At 72.3% G+C, this 16,668-nt stretch carries 16 protein-coding genes and 1 riboswitch; of the genes, 5 read left to right on the top strand and 11 right to left on the bottom strand.

Annotated elements, in window-relative coordinates; all coding sequences use genetic code 11:
• Positions 1-8: 8 nt before the first annotated feature.
• The 5 genes from BLV72_RS08665 to BLV72_RS08645 form a co-directional block, all read right to left on the bottom strand.
• Entirely contained in the window at positions 9-626 is a 618-nt protein-coding gene (locus BLV72_RS08665; RefSeq protein WP_244321385.1) for an SCO2322 family protein, read from the bottom strand.
• Positions 627-748: 122 nt separating this feature from the next.
• Positions 749-2,050 (bottom strand): SCO2321 family membrane protein, encoded by a 1,302-nt coding sequence (locus BLV72_RS08660; protein ID WP_093461361.1) that lies wholly within the window; start codon positions 2,048-2,050, stop codon positions 749-751.
• A 168-nt stretch (positions 2,051-2,218) separates the two neighbouring features.
• Positions 2,219-2,293, bottom strand: a riboswitch (cobalamin riboswitch).
• A 56-nt stretch (positions 2,294-2,349) separates the two neighbouring features.
• Positions 2,350-2,922, bottom strand: a complete 573-nt coding sequence (locus tag BLV72_RS08655; RefSeq protein ID WP_244320700.1) for a GNAT family N-acetyltransferase — start codon at positions 2,920-2,922, stop codon at positions 2,350-2,352.
• Positions 2,923-2,999: 77 nt separating this feature from the next.
• Positions 3,000-4,577: a cytochrome P450 gene (locus tag BLV72_RS08650; RefSeq protein WP_093461360.1), complete on the bottom strand. Its 1,578-nt coding sequence runs from the start codon at positions 4,575-4,577 to the stop codon at positions 3,000-3,002.
• Positions 4,578-4,664: 87 nt separating this feature from the next.
• Positions 4,665-5,717 (bottom strand): Strvi_7410 family MBL fold metallo-hydrolase, encoded by a 1,053-nt coding sequence (locus tag BLV72_RS08645; protein WP_093461358.1) that lies wholly within the window; start codon positions 5,715-5,717, stop codon positions 4,665-4,667.
• Between the two features lie 266 nt (positions 5,718-5,983).
• On the opposite strand from BLV72_RS08645, the gene BLV72_RS08640 reads away from it, so the two are divergent.
• Both BLV72_RS08640 and BLV72_RS08635 read left to right on the top strand, forming a co-directional pair.
• Positions 5,984-7,450: an aldehyde dehydrogenase gene (locus tag BLV72_RS08640; protein ID WP_093461357.1), complete on the top strand. Its 1,467-nt coding sequence runs from the start codon at positions 5,984-5,986 to the stop codon at positions 7,448-7,450.
• On the top strand, positions 7,450-7,683 hold the full coding sequence (locus BLV72_RS08635; RefSeq protein WP_059148499.1) for a ferredoxin: 234 nt from the start codon (positions 7,450-7,452) through the stop codon (positions 7,681-7,683). The genes BLV72_RS08640 and BLV72_RS08635 overlap by 1 nt, the downstream gene beginning before the upstream one ends.
• A gap of 28 nt (positions 7,684-7,711) precedes the next feature.
• On the opposite strand, the gene BLV72_RS08630 is transcribed toward BLV72_RS08635, so the two are convergent.
• Both BLV72_RS08630 and BLV72_RS08625 read right to left on the bottom strand, forming a co-directional pair.
• Positions 7,712-8,332: a response regulator transcription factor gene (locus BLV72_RS08630; RefSeq protein WP_208905589.1), complete on the bottom strand. Its 621-nt coding sequence runs from the start codon at positions 8,330-8,332 to the stop codon at positions 7,712-7,714.
• Positions 8,333-8,578: 246 nt separating this feature from the next.
• Complete coding sequence (locus BLV72_RS08625) at positions 8,579-9,193, bottom strand: TetR family transcriptional regulator (protein ID WP_093461356.1); 615 nt, start codon at positions 9,191-9,193, stop codon at positions 8,579-8,581.
• Positions 9,194-9,621: 428 nt separating this feature from the next.
• Between BLV72_RS08625 and BLV72_RS08620 the strand changes: the two genes are divergently transcribed.
• The 3 genes from BLV72_RS08620 to BLV72_RS08610 are packed head-to-tail and all read left to right on the top strand — an operon-like array spanning position 9,622 to position 12,856.
• Positions 9,622-10,959 carry a glycosyltransferase family 4 protein gene (locus tag BLV72_RS08620; protein ID WP_093461355.1) on the top strand — a complete coding sequence of 446 codons (1,338 nt, stop codon included), beginning with the start codon at positions 9,622-9,624 and terminating at the stop codon, positions 10,957-10,959.
• A 56-nt stretch (positions 10,960-11,015) separates the two neighbouring features.
• A complete protein-coding gene (locus BLV72_RS08615; protein ID WP_093461354.1) occupies positions 11,016-11,759 on the top strand; it encodes a class I SAM-dependent methyltransferase in 744 nt (247 codons plus the stop codon).
• The gene (locus BLV72_RS08610; RefSeq protein WP_093461352.1) at positions 11,756-12,856 is read left to right on the top strand and encodes a prenyltransferase/squalene oxidase repeat-containing protein; all 1,101 of its coding nucleotides are present in this window, start codon (positions 11,756-11,758) and stop codon (positions 12,854-12,856) included. The genes BLV72_RS08615 and BLV72_RS08610 overlap by 4 nt, the downstream gene beginning before the upstream one ends.
• 268 nt (positions 12,857-13,124) lie before the next feature.
• On the opposite strand, the gene BLV72_RS08605 is transcribed toward BLV72_RS08610, so the two are convergent.
• The 4 genes from BLV72_RS08605 to BLV72_RS08590 form a co-directional block, all read right to left on the bottom strand.
• The gene (locus tag BLV72_RS08605; RefSeq protein ID WP_043237004.1) at positions 13,125-13,418 is read right to left on the bottom strand and encodes a hypothetical protein; all 294 of its coding nucleotides are present in this window, start codon (positions 13,416-13,418) and stop codon (positions 13,125-13,127) included.
• 65 nt (positions 13,419-13,483) lie between these two features.
• On the bottom strand, positions 13,484-14,494 hold the full coding sequence (locus BLV72_RS08600) for an LLM class F420-dependent oxidoreductase (RefSeq protein WP_093461351.1): 1,011 nt from the start codon (positions 14,492-14,494) through the stop codon (positions 13,484-13,486).
• A gap of 190 nt (positions 14,495-14,684) precedes the next feature.
• Positions 14,685-15,530, bottom strand: coding sequence for a DUF5336 domain-containing protein (locus BLV72_RS08595; protein WP_208905587.1), 846 nt, complete (start codon positions 15,528-15,530; stop codon positions 14,685-14,687).
• A 162-nt stretch (positions 15,531-15,692) separates the two neighbouring features.
• Complete coding sequence (locus BLV72_RS08590; RefSeq protein WP_244320699.1) at positions 15,693-16,631, bottom strand: N-acetylmuramoyl-L-alanine amidase; 939 nt, start codon at positions 16,629-16,631, stop codon at positions 15,693-15,695.
• Positions 16,632-16,668: the final 37 nt, after the last annotated feature.

The raw sequence follows: 16,668 nt of genomic DNA, 5'->3' as shown, positions 1-16,668 counted from the left end.
CCGCGCGCTCATACGCGACGGCGGCGCGCCTGCCACACCGCCGCGGCGCCGAGCAGGACGACGGCGGCGAGCCCACCGATCAGTCCGGCGGAGGGGCCACTGGAGGCGCTGTCGTCGCTCGCCTCGCCGCCGTCGCCCTTGGGGGCGGCGTGGGCGTTTCCGGACGTGGCCACCTTGTCACCGCAGCCCGACTCCGGATATCCGGCGATGGCGCAGAGCAGCGCGGCGGAGTTGTAGCGCAGCGGCTTCGCGACCGCGGCGAGCGCTTCCCCGGCGGTCGCGTCCTCGCCGACCTGTGCGCACTTCGTACGGGGCGCGGGCGGCGTCCGGTGGTCGGGCGCGTCGGCGGCCGTGCCGAAGTCGAGGACCACCGCGACCCGTTTGGTGCCGTCCTTGGCCGGGGTGTCGGCACAGACGGCGGTGAAACCGGCCGTGCCGCGCGGCCGGGTGGCGTCGTCGGAGTCCTCGCTGACCGCGAAGCGGAAACCGATCACATCCCCATCGCCGGGCCGCGTCGACGAGGGCCCCTGGACGGCATAGGTCCAGCCTCCGCCGTCCCCGCCCCGCTGCCAGAACGACCAGTAGCGATACCCGTCGGCAGCCTGCGCGGGGGCGGCGCCGAACATCGCGAACAGGACGAGAACGGGCAGCAGCGCGGCGGCGAGGGACAACAGCAGCCGGGCGGCGCGGCTGCGCGGCGCCGAGGCCGTCTCCGTGTGCGGGGTCGACTTCACATCCGTGCGCAGGGTCAAAGCTGCCGCCTCTTTCGGCCGCTGATCAGGAAGCCGATGCCCATACCCGCGACCGCGCAGACTCCGACGGTCCACCAGACGCCGCCGACCCCGCCGTCGTCGCTCTTCTTCTCGCTCGCCTCGCTCTTGCCGTCCGACTCCGCGCCCGGGGCCGCCGCCTCGGGCTTCGGGCCGGTGGCGTTGAGCTGCTGTACGAGGTCGACGCCGCCGAAGTCGCGCGGGTCGGCGCCGGCCGCGTGGGCCGCGAGGATCAGCTTGGCGAGCGCGCCCGGGTCGCCCTTGGCCCAGGCCATCGCACCGCTGTCCTTGCCCTGCAGCCACTGCAGCGGCTTGCCCGCGGTCGCACTGTGCTCGCCTGCGGCGAGTGCCACCACCGCGTCGGCGGTGCCGCCGAAGTCGGGCTGGTCCTTGGCGCCGGGCATCGCGGACTTCAGATGCATATCGGTGGCGGACATGACGCGGGACAGATGGGCCAGCGCGGCCTCGGCGGCGTCCTTCGGCGTACCGGCTCCGTCTGCCTCGTCGGCCCCGCCCTCGCCGCCCTTACCGCCCGCGCAGCGCAGCGGCTCCGGGGCCGCGCCGCCGTCCTTGCCGACCGTCTCGAAGACGAAGCCCTTGCCCTGGGCGGCCAGCGCGGCGCTCGCGGTGGCCAGCTCATTGGCGACGGGCTTGCCCTTGTCCGCGGTGTACGCGAACGCCCCGCGCTCCTCCGCCTTCGCCGAGCAGCCGAGCTGCAGTCCGAGCAGCGCGTCGTACGGGCTCTTGCCGCCCTTGGAGTTCAGCTTCGCCGGGTCCTGACCCGTGGCGGCGAAGGCGCCGATCGCCGCCGAGGTGGAGTTGGCGTCGCTCGGCCCGCCCGGGTTCATGCCCCAGCCGCCGTCGTCGTTCTGGTGGCGCTTCAGCCAGCCGATGCCTTTCTCCACGGTGTCGGCGCGGCCGCCCACCGCGGCCAGTGCCTGGATCGCCGCCGCCGTCGCATCGGTGAACTCGCCCTTCTTCGGGTCGCACGCCTTCGAGGTGTCCGCGCGATACGCCGCGAAACCGCCGTCCGCGCACCCCTGCCCGGCCAGCCAGTCGATGGCCGACTTCGCCGGGGTGACGCCCACCGCGTCCTGGGCGAGCAGCGTCAGCGACTGCCGCCACACACCGTCGAACTTCGGGTCCTTGGCGCCGTAGAGCCCCTTGGAACGCCCGGCCGGGCTGTCATCGGCGACAGCGGCAGGCGCGGCGGCCGCACCCAGGGCGGCGCACAGGGCGGCGCACAGGGAAAGAGCCGCCACGCTGTGGCGAATGTTCATGGCTGTGGTGCCTCTCGGTCGGTGGACGGGCGCACGCAGCCGCGCACGGCCGTCCATCCGCGCGCGGAACGCTCCGCGACACGTCTGGCACCCGGCTCAGCTCCGCATACCTCGACGGTGCCGCCACCGGTCCTCCGGCGGCGGGAGCCTGCGTCGTCGCGCCCGCCCGGGTGTTCCGGCTCGTACGCCCCGTGGGGCGCGTTCACGGTTGCGGGTCAGCGCCGGAATCGCACCGGCTTCCCCCGATCGGACGCGTATGAAGTTTACGGACAGCTTATCCGCCGACTTATCGGACGACCTCAGCCGCCCTCCCTCGCCCTCAGCCCCCCACGGACGCCACTCGCCGATGCCGCCCATGGACGCCGGTCGCCCCGGACGAGAGTGAGGCACCGCGTCGTGGTGCCGTCGTCCTCCTCGATGTCGCGGCGGTGCGCGAAGCCGAGCCGGGCGAGCAGGGCCAGCGACGCGTCGTTGGCCGCCGTGACCGTGGCGTGCACCGCGCTCAGGCCGAGCGCGCCGAAGCCGTGGCCGACGACCGCCTCGGCCAGCTCCGTCCCCAGACCGCGCCCCCACGCCTCCGGCGCCAGCGCGTAGACGATCTCGTGGCCGCCGGTGATCTCGGTCGGCTTGATCTCGGCGTGGCCGACGTACCGGCCGTCCTCGCGGACGGCCCAGACGTCGAACAGCCGCCGGGCGTATACCTTGGTGAAGATCCGCCCGAACAGCGCCCGGTCCTCCGCCTCCGAAGCGGGCGTCCCGTCCCCCATCCAGCGGGACACCCGCCGGTCCTGGAACAGCGCCACGAAGGCGTCCTCGTCCTCGGGCCGGTACGGCTCGAGCAGCAGGCGCGCGGTGCGCAGCGTCGCGGTCATGCGCCGCGACGCTACGCGCCCGTACACCACCCGGCAATCCGATAACGCGGGGGCCGGGGACAGCGCGCTCTGCGCTACTACCCGCGGCGCCACCACTGGGCCAGGGACTTCCACCAGCGGCGACGGGCCTCGTGCTCGGAGCCGGACTCCGAGGCCGCGGACGTGGACGCCGTAGCGGTGGAATCCGTGTCGTCCGCCGACGGCTCGGTCTCGGCGGGACCGTCGTGCGACGAGGTCTCCCCGGCGACCGGCGGCGTGCTGCCGACCGCTCCCGCGCCCGTCGCCGTCGCCGCGGCGACCATCTCGGCCAGCGCCTCATCGGACTTGGCGGCCGTCCGCGGGTAGCGCACCGGCAGCGCGGCCAGGGCCCGGTGGAACGGGCCGGGCCGCCACTCCAACTCCTCGGCGGGTACCGCCAGTTCGAGGTCGGGGAGCCGGTCGAGGAGCTTCTCGATGGCGACGGCGGCGATGACCTGGGCCGGGTCCTTCGCGGGGCAGGTGTGCGGGCCCGCGCTCCAGGCCAGATGCGCCCGGTTGCCGCGCCGGTTCGACAGCAGATACGGGTCGTTGTTGGCGGCCGCCAGGCTGATGACGACGGGCTCGCCCTTGGGCAGCCGGTGTCCGTCGACGCTCACATCGTGGCGCGGATAGTGGATGCAGAAGTTCGCCAGCGGCGGGTCCTTCCACAGCACCTCGTTGAGCGCGTCCTCGATCAGCATGGTGCCGCCCGCGAGGGCTCCCGCGAACCGTTCGTCGGACAGCAGGAGCAACAGCCCGTTGCAGATCAGGTTCTGCTGGGGCTGGGTGCCCGCGCCGACGAGGACGACGATCTGGTGGACCAGCTCCTCGTCGGTCAGCTCGGAGGGGTGGGCGATCAGCCAGGACGTCATGTCCGGACCCGGAGTGGCCCGCTTGAGGGCGATGAGCTCGAAGAGGGTCTCCGCGAGGAGCACATTGGCCTGCTCGGAGTCCTCGGTGATGTCGAAGAGCGCCGAGAGCGACCTGACGAGCTTGTCGCTCAACTCGGGCGGACAGCCGAAGAGCTGGTTGAAGACGAGCAGCGGGAGCCGGGCGGAGTACTCCTTGAGCAGATCGGCCTCGCCCTTGGGGCCGAAGAGGTCGATGAGGAAGTCGGCGCTGCGCTCCACGTAGCGGCGCAGTGCGTGGATGTCCAGCCGGTCGAGGGTGTCGGAGATCGCCGCGCGCAGCCGGTGATGTGCCTCACCGTCGCTGCACAGCGCGTTCGGCCGGTACATCATCATCGGCACCACGGGGTTGTCCAGGGGGATGGTGCCGTCGGCGAGAGCCTGCCAGTGGCGCGCGTCCTTGGAGAACGACTCGGGGCTGCGCAGGATGTCCAGCGCGGTCTGATAGCTGGTGACGAGCGAGACGGGGACGCCGGGCGACAGCTCCACGGGCGCGATGTGCCCGTGTTCCCGCAGCCGCGCGTAGGTGGCGGCCGGGTCGGCGGCGAACTCGGGGCCGTGCAGCGACTCCAGCCGTTCCCCGGCCGGGGCCTGACCGGAGTGCGCGGGGCAGCCCGGGGGCGGTGTCGAACCGGCCGCCGGATCGGGTGCCGGGGCGGAATCCGGACCCGGTGTGGGGGCGGAATCCGGGCCTGGGGTGGGGGCGGAATCGCGGGTGGGGCTCGTCACGCATGCTCCTGCTGATACGGGGGTGAGTGCGCCGGAGCGGGTAAGGCTAGCTTCCGGTCAGGGCGACCCGCACCCCCCATCCGTCACTCACATCGCCTGGTACATCACGGGGTTGCTGCCCGGCACCGCTTCGGCCCTGCCCAGCTTCACCAGCCGGCGCAGATGCGCCTCCGCCTCCGAGACCGCGATGTTGCGGGAGCCGTAGGGGATCTGCTCCCAGGGGCGGTTCCACTCCATGGATTCGGCGAGCTGCCACGGGGTGAGCGGGGTGGTGAGCAGGGTCAGCAGCCCGGCCAGCCGCTCCTCGTGGTGGCTCAGCAGCGCGCGCACCCGCGCCGGGGCGTCGGTGAAGGCGTACTGATGGGCCGGGAGCACCTCGGCCGGGGCGAGGGCGGCGACGCGTTCGAGGGAGTCGAGATAGTCGCCGAGGGGGTCGATGACGGTCGTGTCGTCGGGGTCCTCGTAGAGCCCGATATGGGGGGTGATCTCGGGCAGCAGATGGTCACCGGAGAACAGGCGGCCATGGCCGGGCATGCCCTCGCCGGCCGCCGGGTGGGCCTCTTCGAGGTGGAGGCAGACATGGCCGGGGGTGTGGCCGGGGGTCCAGACGGCGCGCAGTCGGCGGCCGGGCAGATCGAGGAGTTCACCGGGGACGATCTCGCGGTCGGGGAGGGCGGGCCGCTGCCCCGGAAGGCCCGCGCGGCCGGCCGCGCGACCGGCGCGCAGCGGGGCCAGATGCTCCTCGGGCGCCCCGGCGGCGCTGAGCTTCTCCTCCAGGTAGATGAGCCAGCGGGAGGGCTCGGCCTCGCGGGTGCGCCGGACGACCTGGGCGTCGGCGGCGTGCATCGCGATCCACGCCCCGGACGCCTCCCGCACCTGGCCGGACAGCCCGTGGTGGTCGGGGTGGTGATGGGTGACGAGGACGCCGTGGACATCGGCCACGGAGGTGCCGCAGGCGGCGAGCCCGGCGGTGAGGGTGTCCCAGGCCGTGGGGTCGTCCCAGCCGGTGTCGATCAGGACCGGGCCGCGGTCGGTGTCGAGAAGGTGGACCAGGGTGTGCCCGAGTGGATTGTCGGGGATCGGGACCGGGATGCTCCACACTCCGCCGCCGTGCTCGGTCACCCGCGTCACCTGCGCCATCGGCTCCCCCTCTCCTCGACACAAGCATTGCTCACTATAGCTGGAACTGGTATCAGTTCTGATGCAGCGTCAGATATTGGCGGCCCCGGGTTCGGGCGAGCCGTCGGCCCCGGATCGGGCGGGCCAGTGGCGGTCCGCGATCGGGCGGGCTATTGGCGGTCCGCGATCGGGTGGGCTGGTGGCGGCTCCGAGTGCGGGCCTGCTGTCGGCGGCCCCGGGCGTGGGACAGCCGGACGTACCCCTCAGTCATCGGCCGGAGGCAAACGATGGGCGATCTCATCGAGCACGGGCAGCTCTTCATCGGCGGCACGCTGACCGACCCGGCGGGCGAGGACACCATCGAGGTCGTCTCGCCCCATACCGAGGAGGTCATCGGCCGGGTGCCGCACGCCGCGCGCGGCGACGTGGACCGGGCGGTCGCGGTGGCGCGGACGGCGTTCGACGAGGGCCCCTGGCCCCGGACGGACATGGCCGAGCGGATCGCGGTGGTCACCCGGATCAAGGACGCCATCGCCGTACGCCATGAGGAGATCGCCCGGGTCATCAGCGCGCAGAACGGCTCCCCGTACTCCTGGAGCGTCCTCGCCCAGGCGCTCGGCGCGATGATGGTGTGGGACGCGGCCATCACCGTGGCCCGCGACTTCGGCTACGAGGAGCGGCGGGCCGGGGTGCTCGGCCCGCTGCTGGTGCGCCGGGAGCCGGTCGGGGTGGTCGCGGCCGTGGTGCCGTGGAACGTGCCGCAGTTCGTGGCGGCCGCGAAACTGGCGCCCGCGCTGCTCGCGGGATGCTCGGTGATCCTCAAACCGTCCCCCGAGACACCGCTGGACTCCTACCTCCTGGCGGAGATCGCGGCCGAGGCGGGGCTGCCCGAGGGGGTGCTGTCGATCCTTCCGGCCGACCGCGAGGTCAGCGAGTATCTGGTCGGCCATCCGGGCGTGGACAAAGTGTCGTTCACCGGGTCGGTCGCGGCCGGCAAGCGGGTGATGGAGGTCGCCTCGCGCCATCTCACCCGGGTCACACTGGAGTTGGGCGGCAAGTCGGCCGCGGTGATCCTGCCGGACGCGGATCTGGAGGCGGCCGTCGCCGGGATCGTGCCCAACGCCTGGATGAACAACGGCCAGGCGTGTGTGGCCCAGACCCGGATCCTCGCCCCGCGCAGCCACTACGACGAGATCGCCGAGCGGTTCGCGGCCGCCGCCTCCGCCCTGGTCGTCGGCGACCCGCTGGATCCGGCCACCCAGGTCGGGCCGCTGGTGGCGCGGCGGCAGCAGAAACGGTCGCTGGACTACATCGCGCTGGGGCAGCGGGAGGGCGCCAAGGTGCTGACGGGCGGCGGCCGTCCGGAGGCCCTGGACACCGGCTGGTACGTGGAGCCCACGCTCTTCGGCGATGTCGGCAACGGCATGCGGATCGCCCGTGAGGAGATCTTCGGCCCGGTGATCTGTCTGCTGCCGTACGGGGACGAGGAGGAGGCGGCCCGGATCGCCAATGACTCCGACTACGGGCTGTCCGGCTCCGTCTGGACGGCGGACGTCGGGCACGGCATCGACTTCGCGCGGCGCATCCGCACCGGCACCTACTCGGTCAACACCTTCAGCCTCGACATGCTCGGGCCGTTCGGCGGCTACAAGAACTCCGGTCTGGGCCGGGAGTTCGGCCCGGAGGGGTTCTCCGCGTATCTGGAGCACAAGATGATCCACCTGCCCCAGGGCTGGGACGGGGAGACGGACTGATGGGAGACCGCTGGCGGATCGAGGTGGACCGGGGCGTGTGCATCGGCTCGGGGATGTGCGTGAGCACCGCGCCGGGCGGCTTCCGGCTCGACGGGGCGCGGCAGTCGCATCCCGTCGAGACGGAGGCCGATGCTTCCGAGGCGGTGCTCGCGGCGGCCGAGGGCTGCCCGGTCGAGGCCATCGCCCTGCGCCTGTCGGACACCGGTGAACAGGTCTTTCCCCCTGACGAGTAGCGGCTCCCCCAGCCGCGGTCGGCAGAGGTCAGACCCAGCCCTCGCACTGGGATATCCGTATGGCGTCCACGCGGTTGCGCGCCCCGGTCTTCCGGGTGATCGCGGCCAGGTAGTTGCGGATCGTCCCGGTGGACAGATGGAGCGTACGGGCGATCTCCGAGATGGAGGCGCCGTCGGCGGCCAGGGACAGCACGCCCAGCTCGCGCTCGGTCAGCGGGATCTTGGTCGCCTGGAGGAAGCCGTAGCCCAGCGCGTCATCGACATAGGGCTCCTTCCGTGCCACCCGCCGGATGGCCTCGATCAGCCGCTGCGGTGGGGCGTCCTTGTCGACGTACCCCAGTGCCCGGGCCTCATGGGCGCGGCGCAGTGGGCCCGGCCGCTCCGAGTTGACCAGCACCAGAAGTCCGCAGTCCCCGCCCTCCCCAGAGGCGGATGCCACGAACTTCCCCCATTCGCCCTTGCGCGCCGCCTTGTCGGCCGTCGGGCAGTCCGTGTCCACCACGCACACCTGTGGCTCCATGGAACGGGCTCTGCTACGCGCGTCACGCCAGGCACACGCGGCCGCCTCGATGTCTGGTTCGGCCCCTATGACCGAGGCCAGGGCCGTTCTCAGCAGCCCTGACTCGTGTACCAGAAGTAACCTGATCACGAACTTCTCCACCCCCCACGATGCGTTCTCTCGTCGCGCGCCGTTGTCGCTCTGTCGCGCGCCGTTCATGAATACCGGGATTGGGCAGGGCGTGAACGCGGAATTTGAGCCAAGAGGGGGCGCAAGGGCGCACAAACCATGTCCGGAAGCTCGAAGGGGCGCAAGAATTGGCCCATGCGCCCCTGATGTGCGGTACGCCCGACCTTGGTATGCGGTACGCCCGCGCCTGATGTGCGGTACGCCCGGTTACCGGGCCGGGGCGGGCGCCGTGAGGTCGATCAGTCGGCAGACGGTCTCGATGTCGATCTTGACCTGGGCGATCGAGGCGCGCCCCGAGAGCCAGGTGATCAGCGCCGAATGCCAGGTGTGCTCGATGACGCGGACCGCCGAGAGCTGCTCGGGCGTCGGGGAGTCGTCCAGGCCCATGGCGTCCAGGATGATCGCGGTGGTGAGCCGGGAGACCGTGTCCACCTCCGGGCTGACCGACCGGTCGGCGAAGGTGAGGGCGCGCACCATCGCGTCGGCCAGATGGGGTTCGCGCTGCAGGGCGCGAAAGGCGCGCATCAGGGTCTGGGCGACCCGGGCGGCCGGCTCCTCCTCGGTCGGCGGCCTCTTGCGCAACGTCTCGTGCATATGCTGCAGCTGGTCCTGCATCGTCGCGACCAGCAGATGGACCTTGGAGGGGAAGTAGCGGTAGAGGGTGCCGAGCGCCACCCCGGAGTTCTCCGCGACCTCGCGCATCTGGACCGCGTCGAAGCCGCCTCGGCTGGCCAACCGGGCGCTGGCGTGCAGGATGCGCCGACGGCGCGCCTCCTGTCGCTCGGTCAGCTGCAGGGCGGCTGGCTTGACTTCTGCGGTCATGTGTCCCACTTCGATGTGTTGCGTGTGCGGTCGGCGGCAAGCGGACGTCGTGCATGATGGCAGGGCGGGCCCGGGGCCTGCGAGTCACTGGAACTCGTTCTAGGCTAGCGCGGGTCCTCCCCGAAGCGCCCGTGTCCGCGCAGTTGAGGCAGGTTGCTGTCGCGGCAGCTGGGGCGGGTTGTCGCCGCGCGGCGCTCATGTGGCGCTCGCGACCGGGTCGGCGGGCGGCCCGCCCGGTGCACACGCCCGTCGTCAACTTCTTCCCGGTGCCCTGGCTACCGAGTGGTAGGGATCACCCGCCCCGGCCCTGGAGCGGCCATGTGGGGCAGGTATCTTCGTGACTCCTCAGGGGATGCGCTAGTGAAACTTGTTCTAGATAAACGGAAGCGGATACGCTCCCGCTGAACTGCACCAAGGAGGGGGCGCGAGTGACCGCAGAGGCCGCGCAGGAGACCGGGTCCGACCCGCTTCGAGCAGCGCCCCCCACCGCCACCGACGAACGGCCGCTGCGCATCGCCCTGCTCAGCTACAAGGGGAATCCATTCTGCGGGGGCCAGGGCGTCTATGTGCGCCATCTCTCCCGGGAGCTCGCCCGGCTCGGCCACACCGTCGAGGTCATCGGCGCCCAGCCGTATCCGGTGCTGGACGCCGAGGAGGGCGTCACCCTCACCGAGCTGCCCAGCCTCGACCTCTACCGCCAGCCCGACCCGTTCCGTACGCCCCGGCGCGAGGAGTACCGGGACTGGGTCGACGCCCTGGAGGTCTCCACCATGTGGACCGGCGGCTTCCCCGAGCCGCTCACCTTCAGCCTGCGCGCCCGCCGCCATCTCGCCGCGCGCCTCGGCCAGTTCGACGTCGTCCACGACAACCAGACCCTGGGATACGGGCTGCTGGGCCTGGACCGGCTCGGCTTCCCGCTGGTCACCACCATCCACCACCCGATCACCGTCGACCGGCAGCTGGAGCTGGACGCCGCCGACGGCTGGAAGCGCCGGTTCTCCGTGCGCCGCTGGTACGGCTTCACCCGGATGCAGAAGCGGGTGGCCCGGCGGCTGCCCTCGGTGCTCACCGTCTCCGGCTCCTCCCGCCGGGAGATCGTCGAGGACCTCGGGGTGCGGCCGGACCGGATCCATGTGGTGCACATCGGCGCGGACACCGGGCTCTTCTCGCCCGACCCCACCGTCCCTGTGACCCCCGGGCGCATCGTCACCACATCGAGCGCGGATGTGCCGCTCAAGGGTCTGGTGTATCTGATCGAGGCGCTCGCCAAGGTCCGCGCCGAGAACCCCGAGGCCCATCTGGTCGTCGTCGGCAAGCGGCCGCAGGAGGGACCGGTGGCCACCGCCATGGCGCGCCATGGACTCGAGGACGCCGTCGAGTTCGTCAAGGGCATCAGCGACGCCGAACTGGTGGACCTGGTGCGCGGCGCCCAGATCGCCTGTGTGCCCTCGCTGTACGAGGGGTTCTCGCTGCCCGCCGCCGAGGCCATGGCCACCGGCACCCCGCTGGTCGCCACCACCGGCGGAGCGATCCCCGAGGTCGCCGGACCCGACGGCGAGACCTGCCTGGCCGTACCGCCCGGCGACGCCGACGCGCTCGCCGCGGCCCTGATCCGGCTGCTGGGCGACGCCGACCTCCGACGACGGCTGGGCGTCGCGGGCCGTGAACGGGTGCTGCGCCGCTTCACCTGGGAACAGGCCGCCCGCGGCACCGTCGAGCAGTATCGCCGGGCCATCGGCGTATCCGCGCCGGCCGCCCGCCGCTGAGCCCCGCCCCCTGCCCCCTCCCGCCCCACGAACCCGCCGGACGAAAGCAGACCCCCGTGCTGACCGTCGATTTCTCCCGCTTCCCCCTCGCCCCCGGCGATCGCGTCCTCGACCTCGGCTGCGGCGCCGGCCGACACGCCTTCGAGTGCTACCGGCGCGGCGCCCAGGTCGTCGCGCTCGACCAGAACGGCGAGGAGATACGCGAGGTCGCCAAGTGGTTCGCCGCCATGAAGGAGGCCGGTGAGGCCCCGGCGGGCGCCACGGCCACCGCCATGGAGGGCGACGCCCTCGCCCTGCCCTTCCCCGACGACAGCTTCGACGTGGTCATCATCTCCGAGGTGATGGAGCACATACCCGACGACAAGGGTGTGCTCGCCGAGATGGTGCGGGTGCTCAGGCCCGGCGGCCGGATTGCCGTCACCGTGCCGCGCTACGGCCCCGAGAAGGTCTGCTGGGCGCTGTCGGACGCCTACCACGAGGTCGAGGGCGGTCATATCCGCATCTACCGCGCCGACGAACTGCTGGGGAAGATGCGCGAGGCCGGGCTGCGGCCGTACGGCACCCATCACGCACATGCCCTGCACAGCCCGTACTGGTGGCTCAAGTGCGCCTTCGGTGTCGACAAGGACGGTGACAAGGCGCCGCTGCCGGTGCGCGCGTACCACAAGCTGCTGGTATGGGACATCATGAAGAAGCCGCTGGCCACCCGGGTCGCCGAGCGCGCGCTGAACCCGATCGTCGGCAAGAGCTTCGTGGCCTACGCGACCAAGCCCCACACCCCGCGTGAGGACCAGGCGTGACGGCGCTCGGACCGCGCCCCGGCCCCCGCACCGAACGGCTCGCGCTGCCCGGCGTGCTCAGCCCCGAGCAGGTGCTGAGCACGGTCGAGTCCATCGCCGCCGTCCAGCACCCGGACGGTGCCATACCGTGGTTCCGCGGCCACCACCTCGACCCCTGGGACCACATCGAGGCCGCGATGGCGCTGGACACGGCGGGCGAGCACGAGCGCGCCACGGCCGCCTACCGCTGGCTGGTCCGGCACCAGAACCCCGACGGCTCCTGGTACGCGGCCTACCCCGACACCCCGGACGGCGTGGCCGCCGCCGACCCCACCGACCGCGGCCGGGAGAGCAACTTCTGCGCCTACGTCGCGGTCGGCGCCTGGCACCACTACCTCTCCACCGGCGACGACGCCTTCCTCGACGGGATCTGGCCCACCGTCTTCGCCGCCGTCGAGTTCGTCCTCGGGATGCAGCAGAGCGGCGGCCAGATCGGCTGGCGGCGCGGCGCCGACGGCACCATCGACTCCGACGCCCTGCTGACCGGCTCCTCCTCCGTCTACCAGGCGCTGCGCTGCGCCCTGGCCATCGCGGAGCACCGCGAGGAGCCCCAGCCCGACTGGGAGCTGTCGGCGGGGCTGCTCGGCCACGCCATACGGCACCACCCCGAGCGGTTCCTCGACAAGCGCCGCTACTCGATGGACTGGTACTACCCGGTCCTCGGCGGCGCCCTCACCGGCGCCGCCGCCAAGGAGCGCATCGAGGAGGGCTGGGACCGCTTCGTGGTCCCGGGGCTCGGGGTGCGCTGTGTCTCGCCCAACCCCTGGATCACCGGCGGCGAGAGCTGCGAACTGGCGCTCGCGCTCTGGGCGATGGGGGAGTCCGACCACGCGGTGGACATCCTGCGCTGGATCCAGCGGCCGCTGCGGGCCGAGGACGGGATGTACTGGACGGGCTACGTCTTCGAGGACGACGCGGTCTGGCCGGAGGAGCGCACCACCTGGACGGCCGGGTCGCTGCTGCTCGCCGTGGCGGCCCTGGGCGGCGACGAGGCGACCACGGCCGTCTTCGGCGGCGAGGGGCTGCCGCGGGGGCTGGACTCGGACTGCTGTGGCTAGGGTGCGTCCGGCTGATCGTGCCGCCGACGGCGGGCTTGTTCCCCTCCCCGCCCCTTTCCACAGCACCGATATGCGGCTCCGCCGCGTGGTGTGGCTCCGCCCCGGACCCCGGGGGCTCGGCTCCGCCGGACACCCGTAGGCCGTGGCCTGGTGCGCGCCCCGAGGGGCGCGGGGCTGTGTCGATATGCGGCTGCGCCCCATGGGGTCTGGGGCGGAGCTCCAGTTTCGGGGAGGGGCGGGTAGGGGAATGGGCCCGCCGCAGGCGTGCCTAGCCGCGCCGCAGCCGCCCCGCGATGGCGTGGCCGATGAAGAGGTACACCACGGCCGGCAGGCCGTAGTTGAGGACGGTCCGGAGCCAGTCCGTGTCCATGGTGAACAGGTCATGGGACCAGCTCGCGAGCCAGCTCGCCGCGTCATGGACCACCGTGACGAGGTCGTTGGCGCGGTTCGCGTCGAGCAGGGCGAACAGAATCCAGAGGCCGAGGATGACGGCCATGACGTCCGCGACGACCGCCACGACGGTCGCCGCCTGGTTGCTTCCGTGGCGATAACTTCGTGACATGCCTCACGTGTTGCCCGCCTCCGCAGAGCCAAACTAGGATGCGGCCGCACACCCGTACGACGCGCTCAGCCCGCCAGCTCCGCCAGCACCCGCAAGGTCTGCGGATCCGGCGCCAGCGCCAGCAGATCCGTGATCGGGCCCTTGCGCCACAACTCCAGCCGCTCCGCGATCCGCTCACGCGGCCCGACCAGCGAGATCTCATCGGCGAACGCGTCCGGCACCGCGTCGATCGCCTCCGCGCGCCGGCCCGCCAGGAACAGCTCCTGCACCCGGCGCGCCTCGGCCTCGTAGCCGAAACGGGCCATCAGGTCGGCGTGGAAATTGCGGGCCGCGTGGCCCATCCCGCCGATGTAGAAGCCGAGCATCGCCTTCACCGGCTTCAGCCCCTCCGCCACATCGGTGCACACCCGCACCTGTGTCATCGGCGCCACCATGAAGCCGTCCCGCGCGTCGGCCAGCGTCTCCTGATAGAGCTCCGTCCGCGACGGCGACCAGTACAGCGGCAGCCAGCCGTCGGCGATGCGCACGGTCTGGGCGATGTTCTTGGGCCCCTCCGCCCCGAGCAGCACCGGCAGATCGGCGCGGAGCGGATGGACGATGGGCTTCAGCGGCTTGCCGAGACCGGTGGCGTCCGGACCGGCGTACGGATGCGGGTGGTAGCGCCCGTCGAGCCGCACCGGCGCCGCACGGCCCAGCACCTGCCGGATGACCTCGACATACTCACGGGTCGCCGTCAGCGGACTCTTGGGGAACGGGCGTCCGTACCAGCCCTCGACCACCTGCGGCCCGGACAACCCCAGCCCCAGCATCATCCGGCCGCCGGAGAGATGGTCCAGGGTGAGCGCCTGCATCGCGGTGGCGGTGGGGGTGCGGGCGGCCATCTGGGCGACCGCCGTGCCGAGCGCGATCCGGGAGGTGTGCGCGGCGAGCCAGGTGAGCGGGGTGAAGGCGTCCGAGCCCCAGGACTCGGCGGTCCACACCGAGTGGTAGCCCAGCCGCTCCGCCTCCTGGGCGAGTTCCAGATGACGGGGGTCGGGGCCACGGCCCCAGTAGCCGAGCGCCAGACCGAGCCGCATGGAAGCCCCCTCGTTCCGCCGGACAGGGTGGAGAGGCGACTGACGGCAGGTCAGCCGCACCGGCCGGACTGTACGGGCCGGGGGCGCACATGGCAACGGCCCCTCGCCCGAGCGTTACGGGCGAGGGGCCGTTGGCGGTCATGCGCGACGCGCGCGGGGGCGCGTCATGGAACGCGCGGCTCGGCTCGGCTCAGCCGCGCTGGATCCCCGTGGTGTCCTGCAGCACGCCGCGACGGCCGTCCTGCGTCTGGGCGACCAGCGCCTGACCGCGCTGCTCCACCGCGAGGTACCAGGTGCCGGGGGCCAGTTCGGCGATGGTGCTCGACGAACCGTCCTCGGCGTACAGCGGGCGGGCCACCGGCACCGCGAACCAGAACGGGGCGAAGTCCCCGCCGCCCGAGGGCGCCGGGGCCGGGGCCGGCTGGCCGCCGAAGGACTGGCCGGGCTGCGGCTGCCCCGGCTGGGGCTGACCGGGCTGGGGCTGACCGGGCTGGGCGCCGTACGGCGCGGGGGCGCCGGGCTGGGCACCACCCGGGTAGCCGTACCCCGGCTGCGGGCCCTGGGCACCGTACGGAGCCGGGGCCGGACCGGAGGCGTTCAACAGCGGGGCCTTCAGGGCCGGGACGCGCTGGGTGAGCAGCGCGACCGCCGCCATCGCCAGCGTGCCGATCAGGCCGAGGATCTGTCCGACGCCCTTGTCGACCCCCTCCGGGCCACCGATGATCGTCCACAGCGAGCTCCAGGCCGCGAAGACCGCGAGCGCCGTGCCCCACTGGTCGAGCGAGAGCCCGAAGAGGTTGCGGCCCGCGGGCTGGAAACGAGCGGAGACGATGAGCACCGCGGCGATCACACCGGCAAGGAAGATCGACGGCAGTACGGGGAAGAAGTCGGACTTCCATCCGTTCTCACCGGCGTCCTTGCAGAAGCTGCTGCCACCGCAGTCGATGGTGTAGAAGTCGAGGAAGGAGGCGATGAACAGCAGCACCGCTGCTCCGATCACCACGCCGTCGCCTCGAGTGAGCGAGCGGATGTTCAACGTGAGGTCCTTTGTCGGTTTCGTCTTAACGTAGCGCTGCCGCCAGGCGCGTGGCGCGAAGGCGTCGGGGGTGGGCCCCATCGTACGGGTGAATCTGCCTGCGGAGACCGGGGGTGGCCCATCGGTATCCCGCTCGTGACCTCCCGTTCGGTTGTGGGAGCGCTACTCGTTCAAGAAGTCCGTAATGCCCTGTGCGACACCGTCCGCCGCGCGCTCGCGCCAGGCCTTGTCGGTCAGTTCGGCGGCGTCCTGGGAGTCGCGCATATTGCCGCACTCGATGAACACCTTGGGGACGGTGGAGAGGTTGAGCCCGCCCAGATCGCCCCGGACGTCCAGCCCGCTGCCGTCGGCGATGTACCGCGCGGGCTCGCTGCCGGTGGCCTTGGCGAACCGGCTGCGCAGCCGCTCGCCGAGCCGGCGGGAGGGAGCGGTGATGGCGGAGGTGTCCGCGCCGCCGCCCCGGACGGACTTGGGCAGGATCACATGGAAGCCGCGCTCCCCGGCGGCCGCGCCGTCCGCGTGCACGGAGACCACGGCGTCGGCGTGGGCCTTGTTCCCGATCTCCGCACGCTCGTCCACACACGGCCCGTACGGCCGGTCGCCGTCCTGGGTGAACCGCACCGTGGCGCCGCGCGCTTCGAGCAGGGTGCGGGCGCGGCGCGCCACATCGAGGGTGAAGGACGCCTCGGCATAGCCGGAGTTGGTGGCCGTGCCGGTGGTGTCGCACTCCTTCTCGTCGGTGCCGATGTCCACGAGCCGGGCGATCTGCGAGGGGTGGTCGCGGTTGTTCGGATTGTGGCCGGGGTCGAGGACCACGACCTTGCCCGCGAGGGGCTTTCCGGACCCGGACTGCTTTCCCGACGCGTTTCCGGACGGCGTCGGCGGCGAGGGCGCGGCGGGCGCACCGGACGACGGGGGCGAGGGGGAGGACGTCGAGGAGGTCGTGGGCGCGCCCACCCCGTCCGCGCCGTCGTCCTTCGCATCTCCTACCGAACTCCACAGCAGCCAGCCGGCGAAGCAGGCGGGTATCAGCGCCGCCAGAACGATGGCGAGGGTGCCGCCGCGGCGACCGGGCTCAGGAGGAAAGCTGCCGTTGGACACGCGGGCGATGGTAGTCGTGCCGCCGCTGCGCCGTTGC

It is taken from the genome of Streptomyces melanosporofaciens (genome assembly GCF_900105695.1).
Classification (GTDB): domain Bacteria; phylum Actinomycetota; class Actinomycetes; order Streptomycetales; family Streptomycetaceae; genus Streptomyces; species Streptomyces antimycoticus.
This window is presented reverse-complemented; position numbering and strand designations above follow the sequence as displayed.

Bases quoted from the DNA above. Each gene is read 5' to 3' on its own strand.
- BLV72_RS08640 (WP_093461357.1), top strand. From the start codon at position 5,984: ATGGGCGATCTCATCGAGCACGGGCAGCTCTTCATCGGCGGCACGCTG.
- BLV72_RS08635 (WP_059148499.1), top strand. From the start codon at position 7,450: ATGGGAGACCGCTGGCGGATCGAGGTGGACCGGGGCGTGTGCATCGGC.
- BLV72_RS08605 (WP_043237004.1), bottom strand. From the start codon at position 13,418: ATGTCACGAAGTTATCGCCACGGAAGCAACCAGGCGGCGACCGTCGTG.
- BLV72_RS08655 (WP_244320700.1), bottom strand. From the start codon at position 2,922: ATGACCGCGACGCTGCGCACCGCGCGCCTGCTGCTCGAGCCGTACCGG.
- BLV72_RS08665 (WP_244321385.1), bottom strand. From the start codon at position 626: ATGTTCGGCGCCGCCCCCGCGCAGGCTGCCGACGGGTATCGCTACTGG.
- BLV72_RS08625 (WP_093461356.1), bottom strand. From the start codon at position 9,193: ATGACCGCAGAAGTCAAGCCAGCCGCCCTGCAGCTGACCGAGCGACAG.
- BLV72_RS08660 (WP_093461361.1), bottom strand. From the start codon at position 2,050: ATGAACATTCGCCACAGCGTGGCGGCTCTTTCCCTGTGCGCCGCCCTG.
- BLV72_RS08600 (WP_093461351.1), bottom strand. From the start codon at position 14,494: ATGCGGCTCGGTCTGGCGCTCGGCTACTGGGGCCGTGGCCCCGACCCC.
- BLV72_RS08645 (WP_093461358.1), bottom strand. From the start codon at position 5,717: ATGGCGCAGGTGACGCGGGTGACCGAGCACGGCGGCGGAGTGTGGAGC.